This is a genomic window from Vibrio chagasii, assembly GCA_041879415.1.
In the GTDB taxonomy this organism is placed as follows: Bacteria; Pseudomonadota; Gammaproteobacteria; order Enterobacterales; family Vibrionaceae; genus Vibrio.
Genome location: CP090851.1, coordinates 2410970 through 2428502 on the forward strand (window position 1 = coordinate 2410970; position 17533 = coordinate 2428502).

Annotated in this window: 15 protein-coding genes; 3 read left to right on the forward strand and 12 right to left on the reverse strand. The window is 45.1% G+C overall.

Annotated features, from left to right (window positions below):
* Positions 1 to 12: 12 nt before the first annotated feature.
* Genes L0991_10875 through rppH form a run of 3 tightly spaced genes read right to left on the reverse strand, consistent with a single transcriptional unit; the run spans position 13 to position 3583 of the window.
* The gene (locus L0991_10875) at positions 13 to 804 is read right to left on the reverse strand and encodes a sulfite exporter TauE/SafE family protein (protein XGB61910.1); all 792 of its coding nucleotides are present in this window, start codon (positions 802 to 804) and stop codon (positions 13 to 15) included.
* 8 nt (positions 805 to 812) lie between these two features.
* Complete coding sequence (gene ptsP / locus L0991_10880) at positions 813 to 3062, reverse strand: phosphoenolpyruvate--protein phosphotransferase (GenBank protein ID XGB61911.1); 2250 nt, start codon at positions 3060 to 3062, stop codon at positions 813 to 815.
* Positions 3063 to 3064: 2 nt separating this feature from the next.
* Positions 3065 to 3583: an RNA pyrophosphohydrolase gene (rppH, locus tag L0991_10885; GenBank protein XGB61912.1), complete on the reverse strand. Its 519-nt coding sequence runs from the start codon at positions 3581 to 3583 to the stop codon at positions 3065 to 3067.
* A 617-nt stretch (positions 3584 to 4200) separates the two neighbouring features.
* Between rppH and mutH the strand changes: the two genes are divergently transcribed.
* Positions 4201 to 4866: a DNA mismatch repair endonuclease MutH gene (gene mutH, locus L0991_10890; GenBank protein ID XGB61913.1), complete on the forward strand. Its 666-nt coding sequence runs from the start codon at positions 4201 to 4203 to the stop codon at positions 4864 to 4866.
* Positions 4867 to 4926: 60 nt separating this feature from the next.
* Here mutH and L0991_10895 read toward each other — a convergent pair whose 3' ends face one another.
* The 8 genes from L0991_10895 to xerD form a co-directional block, all read right to left on the reverse strand.
* Positions 4927 to 5238, reverse strand: coding sequence for a DUF6482 family protein (locus L0991_10895; GenBank protein XGB61914.1), 312 nt, complete (start codon positions 5236 to 5238; stop codon positions 4927 to 4929).
* Between the two features lie 201 nt (positions 5239 to 5439).
* Entirely contained in the window at positions 5440 to 5691 is a 252-nt protein-coding gene (locus tag L0991_10900) for a DUF1127 domain-containing protein (protein ID XGB61915.1), read from the reverse strand.
* A gap of 584 nt (positions 5692 to 6275) precedes the next feature.
* Positions 6276 to 7610, reverse strand: a complete 1335-nt coding sequence (vpsR, locus tag L0991_10905) for a cyclic-di-GMP-binding transcriptional regulator VpsR (protein XGB61916.1) — start codon at positions 7608 to 7610, stop codon at positions 6276 to 6278.
* Positions 7611 to 7881: 271 nt separating this feature from the next.
* Entirely contained in the window at positions 7882 to 9399 is a 1518-nt protein-coding gene (lysS, locus tag L0991_10910) for a lysine--tRNA ligase (GenBank protein ID XGB61917.1), read from the reverse strand.
* 51 nt (positions 9400 to 9450) lie between these two features.
* A protein-coding gene (prfB, locus tag L0991_10915; protein XGB61918.1) for a peptide chain release factor 2 occupies positions 9451 to 10549 on the reverse strand; the annotation gives its coding sequence in 2 pieces (ribosomal slippage) (positions 9451 to 10473 and positions 10475 to 10549; 1098 coding nt in all).
* A gap of 236 nt (positions 10550 to 10785) precedes the next feature.
* The gene (recJ, locus tag L0991_10920; protein ID XGB61919.1) at positions 10786 to 12522 is read right to left on the reverse strand and encodes a single-stranded-DNA-specific exonuclease RecJ; all 1737 of its coding nucleotides are present in this window, start codon (positions 12520 to 12522) and stop codon (positions 10786 to 10788) included.
* Between the two features lie 113 nt (positions 12523 to 12635).
* On the reverse strand, positions 12636 to 13415 hold the full coding sequence (locus tag L0991_10925; GenBank protein ID XGB61920.1) for a thioredoxin fold domain-containing protein: 780 nt from the start codon (positions 13413 to 13415) through the stop codon (positions 12636 to 12638).
* A 26-nt stretch (positions 13416 to 13441) separates the two neighbouring features.
* Positions 13442 to 14356: a site-specific tyrosine recombinase XerD gene (xerD, locus tag L0991_10930; GenBank protein ID XGB61921.1), complete on the reverse strand. Its 915-nt coding sequence runs from the start codon at positions 14354 to 14356 to the stop codon at positions 13442 to 13444.
* Between the two features lie 150 nt (positions 14357 to 14506).
* Between xerD and fldB the strand changes: the two genes are divergently transcribed.
* Positions 14507 to 15028, forward strand: a complete 522-nt coding sequence (gene fldB / locus L0991_10935) for a flavodoxin FldB (GenBank protein XGB61922.1) — start codon at positions 14507 to 14509, stop codon at positions 15026 to 15028.
* A 123-nt stretch (positions 15029 to 15151) separates the two neighbouring features.
* Here the strand turns inward: fldB and brnQ are convergent, their stop codons facing one another.
* Complete coding sequence (gene brnQ, locus L0991_10940; protein ID XGB61923.1) at positions 15152 to 16465, reverse strand: branched-chain amino acid transport system II carrier protein; 1314 nt, start codon at positions 16463 to 16465, stop codon at positions 15152 to 15154.
* Positions 16466 to 16779: 314 nt separating this feature from the next.
* On the opposite strand from brnQ, the gene L0991_10945 reads away from it, so the two are divergent.
* On the forward strand, positions 16780 to 17508 hold the full coding sequence (locus L0991_10945; GenBank protein XGB61924.1) for a methyltransferase: 729 nt from the start codon (positions 16780 to 16782) through the stop codon (positions 17506 to 17508).
* Positions 17509 to 17533: the final 25 nt, after the last annotated feature.

Genomic DNA, 17533 nt, shown 5'->3' on the forward strand with positions numbered 1-17533 from the left:
TAACTAAAGACACTACAGCAGCATGGTCGCTGCTATAAACATTAAAAATACCGCAAAGAACTTCTTAAGTACTGGTGTTGGTAATTGCGTTGCCAACTTCGCCCCCACTCGCGTGGTCAGTACTGATGTGCACGATATCGCAACCAAGGCAGGTAGGTAGACATAACCAAGGCTAAACGCAGGCAGCCCCTCGACAGACGAGCCATGCCAAATAAATCCTAGCATCCCAGAGATAGCGATAACAAAACCACACACTGAAGATGAACCCACCGCCTTACGCATTTCCACACCGTGATGGTTAAGAAAAGGTACAGACAACGAGCCGCCACCAATGCCCGCTAGGCTTGAAACCAAACCAATGCCACCACCACATAACATGGTTGTCGCAGAGCCTGGCATCGCTTTCTGGCTCTTAGAGCGAATCGACAACAGCATCTGCAGTGCCAGCACCAAAACAATCACACCAAAAACTTTAGGCAAGTATTGAGAAGGAATAACGTCAGCTACAAAAGAACCGAGAAAACCGCCAACTACAACTCCTGGCATTAACCACTTAACGACAAATATCTCGACGTTACCCAACTTTAAGTGGTTAATCGCAGACGATCCTGACGTAACAATTATGGTGGATAGCGAAGTCGCTAATGCCATTTGCATTGCAAACTCTTGAGGAATACCCGCTTTCGGGAGCAAGAACAGTAAGGCCGGAACCACCAGCAATCCACCGCCAATACCCAGCAAGCCAGCTAAAACACCAACAACAGCACCAAGGCCTGCCAGCAAGCCTATCAGTTCATATGACACGTTAATTCCTATTTTTTACCTGCTCGAATGAAGCCTGTAAATTCACGCTCTTCGAAATAGTTCAGCATCATACTATAGATGTCACTGCCATACGGCTTTGAAAGTGCCTTATTTGCCAAATCCTGTAATTCGCTTAAGTTAGATTGACGAATCAAATACTTGGTTCTAGCCACATTCGAGGTGTTCATACTTAACGTCTGATAACCCAATCCAAGCAGTAACAATGCGCCCATTGGATCACCGGCTAGCTCTCCACAAATACACACAGGTAATTGATATTGCTTACAAGTATCATGAATCTGTTTCAATGCCATGATCACTGCCGGGTGCATAGATTCATAGACATCAGAGACTCGAGAATTGTTCCGGTCAACGGCCAATAAATATTGGGTTAAGTCATTGGTGCCGACAGAGACAAAGTCGACCTTGTCAGCAATCAGCGGTAGCAGATAGAGCATCGAAGGCACTTCAATCATGATACCGATACGAGGCATTCGCACTCGGTTATCAAGTTCATGCACTTCATCATAGGCTTGCTCAATCAACTGTAGTGCGTCATCCAACTCCTGAGCGCCCGAGATCATCGGTAGCAGAATGCTCAAGTTGTGGCTTTCACAACTCGCACGCAACATGGCACGCAGTTGGATAATGAAGATATCTGGATGATCTAGCGTAAAGCGGATACCACGCCAGCCAAGGAATGGGTTGTCTTCCTCGATTGGGAAGTAAGGTAATGCCTTATCGCCACCAATATCGAGCGTACGCATCACCACTTGCTTATTTGGGTAGCTAGAAAGTACAGAGCGATACTGCTTGAACTGTTCATCCTCTGATGGGAAACGTTGTTGCAATAAGAAGGAAATTTCCGTTCGATACAGGCCAACGCCATCAACGCCTTGATTGATGGCAATATTGGTATCAGCGCTCAAGCCTGCATTTAGTAGGATTTCGACCTGTTGATCATCTTGGGTTTTCGCAGGTAGATACAGCTCGCGATTGACCATTGAGGAGAGTTCACTCTCTTCAAGAATCAGCCCTCGATACTCTTTGAGCAGGTTCTTGGTCGGCTCGATAAAGATCTCGCCACTATAACCATCGACGATGGCTTGCTTGCCATTCGCTTGCTCGAGGTTAATGTTAACCCCCATAACCGAAGGAATACCAAGCGCGCGAGATAAAATCGCAGCGTGCGAGTTCGCCGCCCCTTCCAATGAGATCACTGCCAACAGCTTCTCTTTTGGAATCGACGCTAACACAGAAGCCGTTAACTCACGAACCACCAGGATAATAGGTTTATCTAAGGTACGTAGCTCATATTCGGAGTTATGGAGGAAATACAACAGCCTTTGACCGAGCTCTCGGATATCCTGTGCCCTTTCACGCAGATAAACATCCGACATACGAGCAAAGCGATTGGAATAACTCTCGACTACCTGCCTTAGTGCCCAGTCCGCTTTATCGCCTTTCTGAATCTGGCTTTTTAGATCCTTACGCAACATAGGATCGTTGAGTAAGTGAGTGAACAGGTCAAAGATCGCCAATGCGTCTTTATTGATTTCACTATCTAAGCGCTTTCGCATGCGCTTAAAGTCATTGAGGGCATTTTCAACTGCCACTGCCAATAACTCTTGTTCGCGCTCAATATTGAGCGTCGAAGCAGGATACACATCCGTTAATTCAGGTTGAGTGTTATCCCACCACAGATCACCAATGGCAACTCCAGATGAGGCAGCAATACCTTTGATGCCTGGCAGCTTTTGTTGCTCCAACAGCCAATGACCTTGGGTTTGGGCGTGCGCCACAATAACCGCAAGTTGAGCCGAGAGCGTAACAAGGAAAGACTCTTCCATCTCGCTGAATAAGCGAGGCGTCTTTTGTTGAATAACCAATACACCAAGCACTTGCTTGCGATGGATAATAGGGGTGCCAAGAAAAGAGTGGTAAATGTTTTCTCCAAGCTCTGGAAAAAATTTATAAGCAGGGTGTGCAGACGCTTGTGCAAGGTTAATAGGTTCAGCGCTTCGTTTGACTAGGCCAACCAAACCTTCGTCGAAACCAATGTGAATACTATTACCTTCAAAGATCAGGCCTTGAGTTGCCATCAACTCAAGGCGCTGCATATCATTATTGGCTAAATACACGGTGCAACATTCCGTCTGCATCGCACTGCATGTCTCTTTAACTAGAATATCAAGTGCTGTTGATACATCTTCAACTCTTGATACGTGTTCAACTATTTCCCTTAGTTGACTGAGCATGCTTAACCTCTACGCAATTTGCGTTTTCCTTTTGTTTTTCGCTCTTTAAACGGCATTGCTAAAGATGCGAACTCTTTCATCGCTCGACGGTAAACGTCTCGCTTAAAAGAAACAACTTGTCGAACTGGGTACCAGTAACTCACCCAACGCCAACCATCAAACTCAGGTGTACTCCCACGCTGCATATTGATACGCGATTCATCGCAATCTAAGCGTAAAAGGAACCACTTCTGTTTTTGTCCAATACAGACAGGTTTAGAATCCCATCGAACCAGTCGTTTGGGTAGCTTGTAGCGTAACCAATGACGACTTGTCGCGACGATCTTGACATCCTTTTTAGTAAGGCCAACCTCTTCATACAACTCACGGTACATTGCCTGTTCCGGAGTTTCACCTTCATCTATTCCCCCTTGAGGGAATTGCCATGAATGTTGCCCGTATCGTTTAGCCCAGAAGACCTGACCATGGTTGTTACAGATTACAATACCAACATTTAATCGGTAACCATCGCCATCTATCACTGGCCAACCTCTATCTAAATTTTTAATTACACTGATTTTTCCACATATCCCCAATTGGAGCAAACTTAGTGACGTGATAAGCGCTATATTTATGAATATTATCTGTGGATATGGATAAGTTTTGCTCAAATTTGAGTTACCCACACAATAGTGAGACCTAGACCACATTTATTCACCTTTTCTGTGAATAACTATGTGAAGAATTAGTCGCAATCGTTTTTTTTAATCCATAGATTCATCAACACCAACACAACACCTCGGAGAAAACAAAAATTAAAAACACAAAAAAACAAACACTTAAGTAGAAAAGACAAAAACAAAGCACGATGAAAAACCAAAAGATCTTTTGAAAACACAAGCTGCTCAAAGATCAACCACCCCGGTGTTTATCCACACTACCAAGTGAAAGATTCATTTTACACCCCATTTGGCAAGCATTTTATCCACCAAAAACCCCTGTTTATTTATCCACTAAATTAATATTTCAATTAATTACCTTTATGTCCTGTGGATAACCCTAACTTTGATCCCTTTTCAGGCTAGGAGATCATTTCTTAACCAGTCGTCATTTGGTGATAACTTCTGATAAAATCGTTTTTTTGATCATGCCTTTTATTATGAAACCAGAACCACAAACACAAGAAGAGCTGTTAGAGCGAGCGTATGCGATCGCCGGGATGACCTTCAAAGAGCTCGCCGATGAAGCAGAGATGGACATGCCTAATGACCTTAAGCGAGACAAAGGATGGGTTGGACAGCTGTTAGAGTGGCACTTGGGCGCACCTGCTGGCAGTAAACCAGAACAGGATTTCGCGAAACTAGGCATCGAACTTAAGAGCATTCCTATTGGCTATTCTGGTAAGCCACTCGAAACCACCTTTGTTTGTGTTGCACCATTAATGGGTGTGCAAGGGCTGACATGGGAAACCAGCCACGTTCGTAACAAGCTATCTAAAGTGTTGTGGATTCCAGTAGAAGGTGAAAGAGAAATCCCATTGGCAGAGAGACACGTTGGATCACCACTGTTGTGGACGCCAAGCGAAGCTGAAGACGAAATACTCAAAAGAGATTGGGAAGAGCTGATGGAGTTGATCGTTTTAGGGAATGTTGAACAGATCACTGCGAGGCATGGAGAAGCACTGCATCTGCGTCCAAAGGCCGCAAACAGCCGCGTTTTGACCGAGGCCTATGGTGCAAGTGGCAAGCCAATCAAAACCAAACCTCGTGGATTCTATTTACGAACTCAATTTACTCATAACATACTCACGACACACTACGCATAGTACCTTGATAGCCATAGCCATGCATCAATGACTAAAAAGTAAGGCGCTAAGGGCTTGTATCTAATGAGGTTTCAACGCTAATTCAATATCGCAGTAGCTTTGACTTGGCTCGTTACCAAATTCGTCGTAAGCATTGTGTAAACGAAGGTAGGCCTTCTCAAAACCTAGCCGGAGTAACTCCTCTTTCACTTGATCCAAAGATCCAAAGTGAAGCGGTTCACCATCTTGTTTTACTGGCTCTAGCTTGTGTTTGTACTCCACGGCTAGTAGATATTCTGAGATGTCAGAACAACCAATAACGTACACTTTCGGTGTCTGGTACGAGTCTTTGTGATCTCCATGTAACCACATGTCTAACTGATGCTTTTGCATAACAGGCCTCCCTTGCTCTCTTTAGCTTAGTAGAACTCTTTTTGTTTACTAGGGTGGGCTGATCTTTCAAGCTTAAAAAAGCAAAAAAGAGAAGCCAGTGCTTCTCTCTTTTTGCCAGTTCTAGTTCAAAGCTCTCACTTTGACACCTAACCATCACTGTCGATTATTTAAGGGGTTGATGGTGCTATCAACCCCTACAGATTACGTCGGTATTCGCGCACTAAGGACACGACGAAGATGACGAACGCGACGTTCAATGGTGACCACTTCAGGTTCAGAGAAACCAATTGGACGACCATCGGCCTCAAGGCCAATATCTCTTAGCAAATGAGCGTTGTGCCATGGTAGGTCTAGTGAACTACGACGTACTTTTCGCTGCCATTCCCGCTCTTCACGACGAAGATCGGCACGGATAAGAACTGTTGCTAATTTTAAATATACTGAGTGACGCATAATAACTCTCCAGTTGTTGAATAAACTGAGGAAAAATAGCGTGTTAGATAGTATGAGGGCTTCTCACTTAGCTGCTATTTTTCCGCAGCCAAATAAGGATACAGATCTATTAGTTAGGTTTATCTTGGGTGTTTCGATCGGCCATGGCTGAGATCTGTGACGTAACAGTCACCATGTCAGTACACGGTTCAAACGATGCGCAAATGTGCTGTATAAAATCGAAATGTTTCATTTGCGCCTCCAAGCTAACTAAAAAATCCAAAAAGAAATGGGGTAGTAAAGCAGACAAGTCTTTGTTAAATCGCTGCTTTCACGGTTAAAGTCTAACCAAGTGAGTATATTATTCAACCGATAATTGGTTAACATTTTCAAAACAATGCATTCACCTAAAATATCAGTTGCATATTCATTTATATATAAGATATTCACTATGATTATATAAAATCACAGCATATCTCTCTTAATGACCAAGAGCTCATCTTCCGATTGTTCGAACATAGACGCAGCGATTAGCAACCAAAAAGCCACGCATTATGCGTGGCCTTAAATTTACACTAACTGATTTAATGACTTAGAAGAGAGTTCTACACAACACCCTCAGAAATCAGGCTGTGTTTATTCAGCAAACGGTACATGGTTGCCCGTGACACGCCAAGTTCCTTAGCGGCTAATGAAACCTGCCCACCATAAGATTCCAAGACGATCAGTAAGGCATCACGCTCTGAACGTTCGCGAATACTCTTCAAGCTACGTCGCTCATCATTCTGCTTTGGCAGATCAAGCTGCTGCTCCTCAATGATCACAGCATCCGACATCAACACAACGCGCTTTATCTGGTTCATCAATTCGCGAACATTGCCTGGCCAGTGGTAGCGATTCATCGAACGAATAGCATCTTCTGAAAAACTCTTTGCCTGAGCGTTAAACTCTTTCGAATACTCTCGTAGGAAGTGATTGGCTAATACGGAAATATCACTCACGCGCTCTTTGAGGCTCGGTACATGAATGCGTAGCACATTAATGTAGTGATAAAGCTCTTCGTTGAAATCCCCTTCGATTAAGGCTTTTTCGATATCAGAAGAGTTTGCTGCCAGAATACGAACATCAACAGACTTAGGTCCATCAGCCGTTTCAATCTTGCCTTCTTGTAGAAAACGCAGCAGATTCAACTGTTGATTACGTGGCATCGCCAGAACATCATTGAGCAAGATGGTGCCGCCATCAGCCTCTTCTAACATACAAGGAGAAGACATTGGCTGTTCGGAGATACCAAATACCTCAGATTCTATTCTCATTTCAGACAAGGCACGGCAGTTCACCGTTAGAAATGGCTTTTGAGATCGTGAGGAGTTTTGATGAATAGAGCGTGCAATCGTCTCTTTACCTGAACCGCTCTCTCCATAAATCAGAATACTGACATCCGTTGGGCCAATACGCTTCACCTGGTCTCTTAGGCGTTTCACAGCCACAGAGTCGCCTAGCAGTCCCATATTGTTGTTGATGCCGTAGTTTGGCCATACTTTCTGTTCAAGCTTAAGCATTCCTAACTGGTGACCAATGGTGCTTAACAGCTGAGCGTCTGGGATCGGGGCAGTGAAAAAGTCGATACAAAAGTTAACGATAAACTGGCAGATCGTATCTGAACTTAATTGAGATTCACGGATAAACGCGAGCCATCTTACCTGCTTGTTGTTGCTCACAAGGTTAGCAATACCATTAAGGCTGAATTCATCATGGCTAAGATCCACAATGCCAATACATGGACCAATTTCATTAATCAAGGCATCCGCTTTTCGTAAGTCGGCACACTGGGTACACTGCCAACCCACTTGCTCAAGTACAGATAACCAGGGTTCGTACGCACCACCAACGACGATAAGAGAACCTGGCAAGGAATCCATCTTAAATTGAGTTCCCATCCTTCTTCCTTATTCTATTTTTATTTAAATCAGGCTAATACGAGTCACCGCTTATTCGCGTGGCAAAATGCCGCGAGATCGTATTCAATGCAGACACCTATAGTAGAGAGACTATCTTAGATTTTATGTCTCATTAGTAAGACTATGTCAGAAATAATGATTTTTCGAATCAAGAGTGCGGTACAGGCTGGGTTTTGAGGCCTAAAAACAGAAAAAGCCACCCGAAGGTAGCTTTTTATTGGATTGGGTTGCGATAACCCGTAAGCGATAATTACGCTTGTGGGCGCATTGCCGGGAACAAGATCACGTCACGGATTGTGTGCGTGTTTGTGAATAGCATTGCTAGACGGTCGATACCGATACCTTGACCCGCTGTTGGCGGTAGGCCGTGCTCAAGAGCTGTGATGTAGTCTGCATCGTAGTACATTGCTTCATCATCGCCTGCGTCTTTCGCGTTAACTTGTGCTTTGAAACGCTCGTCTTGGTCTTCTGCATCGTTAAGCTCAGAGAAGCCGTTTGCTACTTCACGGCCACCGATGAAGAACTCAAAACGGTCTGTGAAGAACGGGTTGTCATCGCTACGACGAGCTAGAGGAGAGATGTCCGCTGGGTAGCCAGTGATGAACGTTGGTTGAATTAGCTGAGGCTCAGCCGTTTCACCAAAGATCTCTTCTAGAAGCTGACCACATGTCCAGAATGTCTCTACTTCAACGTGTACAGATTTCGCGATTGCTACCATCTTCTCACGGTCTTGTAGATCTTCTTCTGTTAGCGCTTGGATCTCAGCGTGCTCAGGGTTGTAGTGTTTGATTGCTTCAAACATGCTCATGCGAGCGTACTTACCACCAAACTCTACTGTCTCGTCACCGTAAGGCATAGAAGTAGAACCAAGAACGTCCATAGCCGCAGTGCTTAGCATCTCTTCTGTTAGATCCATCAGGTCTTTGTAGTCAGAGTACGCTTGGTAGAATTCCATCATTGTGAATTCTGGGTTGTGACGTGGCGATAGACCTTCGTTACGGAAGTTACGGTTGATCTCGAATACACGGTCAAAACCACCCACTACTAGACGCTTCAGGTAAAGCTCTGGAGCAACACGTAGGTACATATCGATGTCTAGTGCATTGTGGTGAGTGATGAATGGACGTGCAGTTGCACCACCAGGGATCACGTGCATCATTGGCGTTTCAACTTCTAGGTAGCCTTTTGAGCTCATGAAGTTACGGATTGAAGAAACAAGCTTAGAACGCACGATGAATGCGTTGCGAGAATCTTCGTTCACGATTAGGTCAACGTAACGCTGACGGTAACGCATCTCTTGGTCAGTTAGACCGTGGAACTTCTCTGGTAGAGGGCGAAGTGCTTTAGTTAGCAGTTCGAACTCTTCCATGTTCACGTAAAGGTCACCTTTACCTGACTTGTGAAGTGCACCTTTAACGCCGATGATGTCACCGATATCTAGGCCTTGGTACTGCTCTTTAAGTACTTTTTGTACGTCTTTTGCTGCGTATGCTTGGATACGGCCAGACGTTTCTTGAATAGCTAGGAATGGACCACGCTTAGCCATTACACGACCGGCAATAGCAACAATGTGGTTTAGCTCTTCTAGTTCTTCTTTAGTCTTTTCACCGAATTCCGCTTGAAGGTCGCCAGCTAGGTGCTCACGACGGAAGTCATTTGGGTGGCCGTTTGCTTTGCAGCTCTTGCGGATATGATCCAGCTTGGCACGACGCTCAGCAATTAGCTTATTCTCTTCTTGTGCGTTTTCGTTTTGAACAGCATCAGTCATTTTCGATGTATCCTGTCTTTCTTTATGAAAATAGTTTTGTCGGTGAAAAGCTTATAAACCTGATTTCAGGCTAGCTTCGATAAATTTATCTAGGTCGCCATCAAGAACCGCTTGAGTATTACGGTTTTCAATGCCAGTGCGTAAATCTTTGATACGAGAATCATCCAGTACGTAAGAGCGGATTTGACTGCCCCAACCGATGTCTGATTTAGTATCTTCGTTCGCTTGTTTTTCAGCATTTTGTTTTTGAATCTCAAGCTCAAAAAGCTTAGCACGTAGCTGCTTCATCGCTTGATCTTTGTTCTTATGCTGCGAACGGTCATTCTGACATTGAACCACTGTGTTAGTTGGAACGTGAGTAATACGTACCGCAGACTCAGTGGTGTTTACGTGCTGACCACCAGCGCCCGAAGCACGGTATACGTCAATACGTAAGTCAGAAGGGTTAATATCGATCGTAATGTTGTCATCAATCTCTGGGTAGATAAACGCAGAAGCAAATGATGTATGACGGCGGCCACTTGAATCGAATGGTGATTTACGAACTAGACGGTGAACACCTGTCTCTGTACGTAACCAACCGTACGCGTACTCACCAGAGATACGTACTGTTGCACCTTTCAAACCAGCAACTTCACCTTCAGATACTTCGATAACTTCAGTTTTGAAGCCCTTCGCTTCCGCCCAACGCAAGTACATGCGTAGCATCATTGAAGTCCAGTCTTGTGCTTCAGTACCACCTGAACCCGACTGTAGATCGATATAACAATCTGAAGCGTCATGCTCACCAGAGAACATACGACGGAATTCAAGTTTACCTAGCTTAGCTTCAAGCTCCGCTAGCTCTGGTTCAATTTCGTCGAACGTTTCTTGATCTTCTTCTTCAACCGCTAGCTCTAGTAGGCCATCAACATCCTCAACACCTTGGTCAAGTTGGTCAATCGTTTCTACTACCGCTTCCAGTGCAGAACGCTCTTTACCTAGCGCTTGAGCACGCTCAGGTTCGTTCCATACATCCGGTTGTTCTAATTCTGCGTTTACTTCTTCTAGACGCTCTTTCTTAGCGTCATAGTCAAAGGTACCCCCTCAGGATATTTGTGCGCTCAGACACATCCTGTAGACGGTTTTTTATAGGATTGATTTCAAACATTTTAGCTCATCATTTATGAGTAGAATTTAACCGAAGAATTGTACTCAAAAGTGTGACGGAGATACAGAAATTTTTAGAGGGCAAACCAATATTCAGTCACTTACAACAATATAAAGTTTTGAGCTCAGAAATTAGCGCGATTTAGGCATAAAGCAGAGACAAAACAAGCCCGGAATTCGGCGCCGAGCTTGTTGTTTTGATAAGACGAGTAAAGCCGTAATCTTATTGAAGTTAGGCTATTTTGCTTCGATGTGGTCAACCATTAACTGCAAAGACTGGTTACCACGAAACTCGTTAATATCCAGCTTATAGGCAAGATGCACGGTTTTCACTGAAGCATCTGGCCAGCGACGTAAATCAACATTGAAAGCGATGCCGTCGATCATCACATTGGTTGGGTGGCCTTTGTATAGTGGCTCTAACATCAACTTAAGGTGTTTTTCACCCACCAGCTTTTGGTGCAACACTTTAAACTCACCATCGAAGATCGGCTCAGGGAATGCTTGTCCCCAAGGACCACCCGCGCGCAGCGTCTCAGCGGTGTGCATAGAGAACTCTTCAGGTAACAACTCACCGTCAGATAAGATGATGCCCTTAAGTGCCGTTTCTCCGAGTTCTTGTTTCACAACATCGTTGAACAGTTTGCTAAAGCGCTCAAAGTCCTTTTCCATGATCGTTAAGCCAGCCGCCATTGCGTGACCACCAAACTTAAGAATCAAACCAGGGTTTTGAGTGTCAATGCGATCTAACGCATCGCGCATGTGCAAACCCGGAATCGAGCGGCAAGAGCCTTTAATGCTCCCTTCTCCACCATCGGCGAACGCAATCACAGGGCGATGGTATTTGTCTTTGATACGCGAAGCCAAAATACCAATCACACCTTGGTGCCAATCACGTTGGAATAGTGCCAAACCAGAAGGTAGGTCGTCTTTACCAAACTCAAGGCGTTCACAGAAAGCCATCGCTTCTTGCTTCATGCCCTCTTCGATCTCTTTACGAGTCTGGTTTAAACCATCAAGCTCGCTCGCCATGCGACGTGCAGCGTGGATGTTGTTGCTCATTAGCAGCTCAACACCAAACGACATGTCGTCAAGTCGACCCGCTGCATTGATACGAGGGCCCAGTGCAAAACCAAAATCCGAAGCGACCAAACGCTTTGCATCTCGCTTGGCAATCTCAATCAAGGCTTGAATACCCGGACGAGCCTTACCCGCTCGAATACGTTGCAAGCCTTGGTGTACCAAAATTCGATTATTTTCATCAAGTGGCACCACGTCCGCAACCGTACCTAGAGCGACAAGGTCTATCAGCTCCATCAGCTTAGGCTCTGTCATGCCACGTTCAGCAAACCAATTCAGTTTACGCATGTGCACACACAGTGCCATCATCAGGTAGAAAGCCACGCCAACACCAGCGAGCGCTTTAGACGGAAATGCACAGCTCTCTAGATTCGGGTTCACCATCGCATCAACCATAGGCAATTCACTGCCCGGTAAGTGATGGTCAGTCACCAGAACTTCTAAACCTTTCTCTTTGGCAAAACGCACCCCTTCAATCGAAGATACACCGTTATCAACCGTCATGATCACTTCCGCACCAATTTCGATTGCTTGCTCCACCACTTCAGGGCTGAGGCCATAGCCATCTTCAAAACGGTTTGGTACTAGGTAATCAACATTTGAACTGCCCAGCATTCGCAGTGCAAGTACCGACAACGCCGAGCTGGTCGCACCATCGGCATCAAAGTCGCCAACAACAATAATGCGTTTTTGATGCTGAATTGCGTTAAACAACAATTCAACCGCAGCATCAATGCCGCCTAGTTTCTGATAGGAGTGTAGGCCTTTCGCTGCAGTCTCAAGTTGGTCTGCACTGTTGACTCCGCGGCTCACATAGATACGTTTTAACAGATCTGGTAAATGAGCAGGTAAAACGGAAATGTCGACCTCAGGACGGCGTTGAATCTCTATCATATAAAAATGGGCCTGATATCAATCAGGCCACTCCTTAAATCAAAAACATGGGAATAAATAAGTAATAAAGTCGCCATATTAACTGATGGCGACTGTGACAGCTCTACTAGAGACTACTGCTCTAGACGCTGAAGCAGCTGTGCTGGAGGTAAGTAACCACTCACCAACTCACCGCTTGCCAATACGATAGCAGGGGTACCATTAATACCAAGCTCACGGCCTAGTTGGTACTGCTTAGCGATGATCTGTTTCTTCTCTTCAAGGTCTTTACTTGAAGCTGGCATCTTACGCTCTACCTTAGCATTGTGCATTGCAGCTTTTGGATCGTCAGAAGCCCAGATAGCCGCCATTTGGTCTGCCACTTGGCCTGTACCACCTTGACGTGGGTATGCCATGTAACGCACCGTGATACCTAGGTCATTATAGCCCTGCATCTGGCTGTGTAGACGAACACAGTAGCCACAAGTGATGTCAGTAAACACTGTCACAACATACTTTTCGTTATCTGCTTTGTATTCGATAACTGTATCAGACAGTGCCGCTACTTTCTCAGCATTGATAGGCGCTTGACGCTCTGCCAATACATCGCTGAATTTGCCGTTCTCATCCAGAGAGTAAAGTGTACCCGCTAGAAAATGATCGCCCGCTGGAGATGAGAAGATAATGCCACTGTTGGTTTGAATCTCTAGAAGACCATCAATATCTGAAGGAACAATCTTATTCACCTTGATGCCTATTTTTTCAAAACGCTTGGTTAGCGCTGCGGTATCAATATCTTGAGCTGAAGCAACCTCTGCAGCTGTTGTGGTTTGTTCTACTTTCGCTTCTGATGCATTACATGCAGTGATCATCAGCGGTAGCGCTAATAGAGGAAGACGGCGTAATACGCTCATTAAGTTCACCTTAAAAATAAATGGATTTAAGCACGAGGGTGATGCTGAGTATGAATTTGCTTCAGCCTTTCGGTCGCCACGTGAGTATAAATTTGGGTTGTCGATAAGTCACTATGCCCAAGCAACATCTGTACGACCCTAAGATCTGCACCATAGTTCAGTAAATGAGTAGCAAAAGCGTGTCTTAAAACGTGCGGGGACAGCAATTCTGTGTCAATACCCGCGACAACCGCGTAATGCTTAATACGATACCAAAACGTCTGACGGGTCATTTGCTTAGCTCGCTTACTTGGAAAAACCACATCTGAGCTGTTTTCACCAAGCAGTTGCGGTCGCCCTTGTTCGATAAAACTCTCAATCCAGTCCACAGCATTTTCGCCCATTGGCACCAAGCGCTCTTTACCGCCTTTACCAATAACACGCACCACGCCTTGTCTCAGGCTGATGTTTTCCATCGTTAGACTAACCAGCTCTGTAACACGCAAACCGGTTGCATATAATAACTCAAGCATCGCCTTATCGCGAAGTTCAATCGGGTCATTCGGATCGGGCGCATCGAGCAAAGCATCCACTTGCTCTTCACTTAGGTCTTTTGGCAGACGTTGTGGCAGCTTAGGGCTAATCAACAACGCACTCGGATCATCCGCTCTGACTTTCTCACGATGCAGGTATTGGAATAAACGACGAATCGCCGACAACATACGTGCACGGGAAGTCTGCTTAAAATCCGCATCAACCAGCCAGCTTTGGTAATCCTGTAGCCCAGATAGACTAATAAAGTCGAGGCGATAATTATTCTGTTCCATCCACGTTAATAGCTTGGATAAATCAGTACGATACGAGACAAGAGTATTCTCTGATAACCCTCGCTCCATCCACATAGCATCTAAAAACTGCTCAACTAGACCGTGGTCTGCGCTCTGCCCTTGAGGCGACTGCATAGTGTTACTCACAATATTGGAAACTGTTTTGAGAGTATGCCAGAGCAAATATGAATGCCATAAAAATTACACCTTGAGTGGATAATCGCTGCAATCGAAGTCGATTTATGGTTAGAATTCGCCATCTGAAATTAAAATCGAACGTTTGCTATGAAAATTGGATTATTTTACGGCTCAACCACCTGCTACACAGAAATGGCAGCAGAAAAAATTCGCGGCATTATTGGTGAAGACCTAGTTGATATCCATAACGTGAAAGAGGCTCCGCTTTCATTGATGGCAGACTACGACCTATTACTTCTGGGTATTTCTACGTGGGACTTTGGCGAAATCCAAGAAGATTGGAATGAGCTTTGGGATGATATCGCGACGACACCAGTAAAAGGTAAGGTTGTGGCACTGTTTGGCTTAGGTGACCAAGAGGGTTACGGCGAGTGGTTCTTGGATGCAATGGGTCTACTGCATGACGAACTAAAAACTGCCGGAGCTCAATTTGTTGGCTTCTGGCCAAACGACGACAGTTACGAATTCGAAGCGTCTAAAGCGCTCACCGAAGACCAATCACAGTTCGTAGGCTTGGCGCTTGATGAAGATTCACAATATGAACTGAGCGACGAGCGTATCGCAAGCTGGGTTGAACAAGTTTTAGTTGAGTACAGCGAGAAGCTGTAAGCACATAAGCTCTCCACAAACTGTTCATTTCAAAACAGACAGAATACAAAAAGGCCTCACTACTGCGAAGTAATGAGGCCTTTTCTGTGTCATTTAGAATGACTATCTAATCTCAATCAAAGATTAAACCGTCTCTTCTGCCATCTCTTGCTCTGCTGACTTACCAACAAAGAACATACAGATGATTGCTGCAGCCGTTGGAAGTAACCAACCCATGCCGATCTCGAACAGAGGCAGCATCTTCAGTGCTGATACATCAACACCCGCGACTTTCGCACCATCGATAAGAGCAAACATTAGTGACACCAATACCACAACGCGGTACGCCGCTTTTGGATTAGGGAAACGGCTACGCAAGAACGTCAGAGCTACCAATGCGATCGCTACTGGGTACAGAGCAAACAACACTGGTACAGACAGAGAAATAAGCTGAGAAAGACCAACGTTCGCTACCGTTGCACAAGCAACACCGTTGATGATTACCCAAGTTTTGTAAGACAGCGGCGTTAGTGAGCTGAAGTAGTCAGAACACGCAGACACAAGGCCAATCGCTGTTGTTAGACACGCTAGCAGTACGATAACAGAAAGCACTAGCTGGCCAGAAGGACCAAACAGTGATTGAACGTATAGGCTTAAGATCGCACCGCCATTGTCAGCACCCGCTGCAACCGTTGCGCTTGTTGCGCCCAGGAAGAACAGAGAGATATAAACGAACGCTAGACCAGCCGCAGCAATACAACCCGCGCTGATTAGGTACTTAGTCGTTGCCGCACGGTCAGTGATGCCTTTGCTGCGGATAGAATCCACAATCAGCATACCAAACATCAGTGAAGCAAAAGTATCCATGGTGTTGTAACCTTCAAGGAAACCTTTCGTTAATGGCTGAGTGATGTATTCACCGTGAGCACCAAGAATATCGCCTTGAGGGTTAACAAATACAGCAACCGCTAGTACAACTAAACCGATGAAAAGTGCTGGTGTTAGAACCTTGCCGATAACGTCAATTAGCTTACCTTGAGACCATGAGAAGAACATGGCAACCACAAAAAATGCGATAGAAAAGAATGTTAGGTGAGCTTGAGAAGCATCGATGAAGAACGGTTTCACCGCCATCTCATAAGCAACAAGGCCGGTACGTGGTGCAGCAAATGCAGGACCGATGATAATGAAGATCAACACAGCCATGATAGTCGCGGCTTTCTTAGGAAGATCTTTGGTTAGATGATCCCAAGAGCCACCCGCAAGTGCAACGGCTACGATAGTGATTAACGGCAGACCAACGGCAGTCAGCAGGAAACCAGACATCGCTGGAAGAAAATGATCACCAGCCAATTGGCCAGCTAGAGGTGGGAAGATGATGTTACCCGCACCCAAGAAAAACGCAAAAAGCATAAAGCCCAATGCCATTATATCTGTTAGTTTTAGACTCTGTTTCACAGATAATCCTTAATTATATTTATGAATTTATGTTGTGCTTACGTGAATGTTACAGCGAAAAGCTGCCACTCAATCTATAAAATAGTCGCGCATAATGACGAAACACTTGGCTAGCTGCAAGTCACCACACAAAAACACCATATAAATTTGCATATATCAACCAAAAGCAGTCGATTACACTGGATATGGAAAAATAGTCATAATTATCAACTAACCATAATCCACAACAATAAATCATCAATCAGAACATTGATTCACACATTTGATTAACAATAGAGCTAATCACTTAAAATATCTCGATACTCAGAACATTCATGAAAGACAAAATCGTGCAGACTAAAAGCTTCAATTTTAAGCAATTCTCAATTTACGGTGGGCAAAGCGGTATGCCAGTCAGCACCGATGGTGTGCTACTCGGCGCGTGGGTAAGCATTGCACCTAAGTCCTCGGCACTCGATATTGGAACAGGCACTGGGCTTTTGGCCTTGATGGTCGCGCAGCGCTTTACAGATGCCTCGATCTCCGCGATCGATATTGATCCACACGCAATTGAGGCTGCGACCATCAATATTGAGCAGTCGCCATGGCAAGATCGCATCACTCTGCATGATGGCAGCGTGCTCACCACCGACTTTCCGAAAAAGTTTGACGCGATAATCTGCAACCCACCCTACTTCAACTCAGGAGAGCAGTCACAGCAGAGCCAAAGAGCAACTGCTAGACACACTGACAGCTTGGATCATCTACAACTTGCCAAGCGATGTTTCGAGATCACAACCGAAGCTGCGACGGCCAGTTTTATACTGCCAACGCCTGAGGGAGAAGGTTTCATCAAGCTTGCTAAACAGTGCGGTTGGTACTTAGCCAAGCGTCTTGATGTCAAAACCACAGACAAGAAGCCCGCAAGTCGAATTCTTTTTGAGTTATCGAAAGATCCTGCATGCGAGCAAGATTTGCAGTGTGAATCGCTCACCATTCACCATCAAGGTGGTTATAGCGAGGCATTTATTGCACTTACCAAAGATTTTTATCTCAAGATGTAGCAAATACCATGTGATCCTAATCACT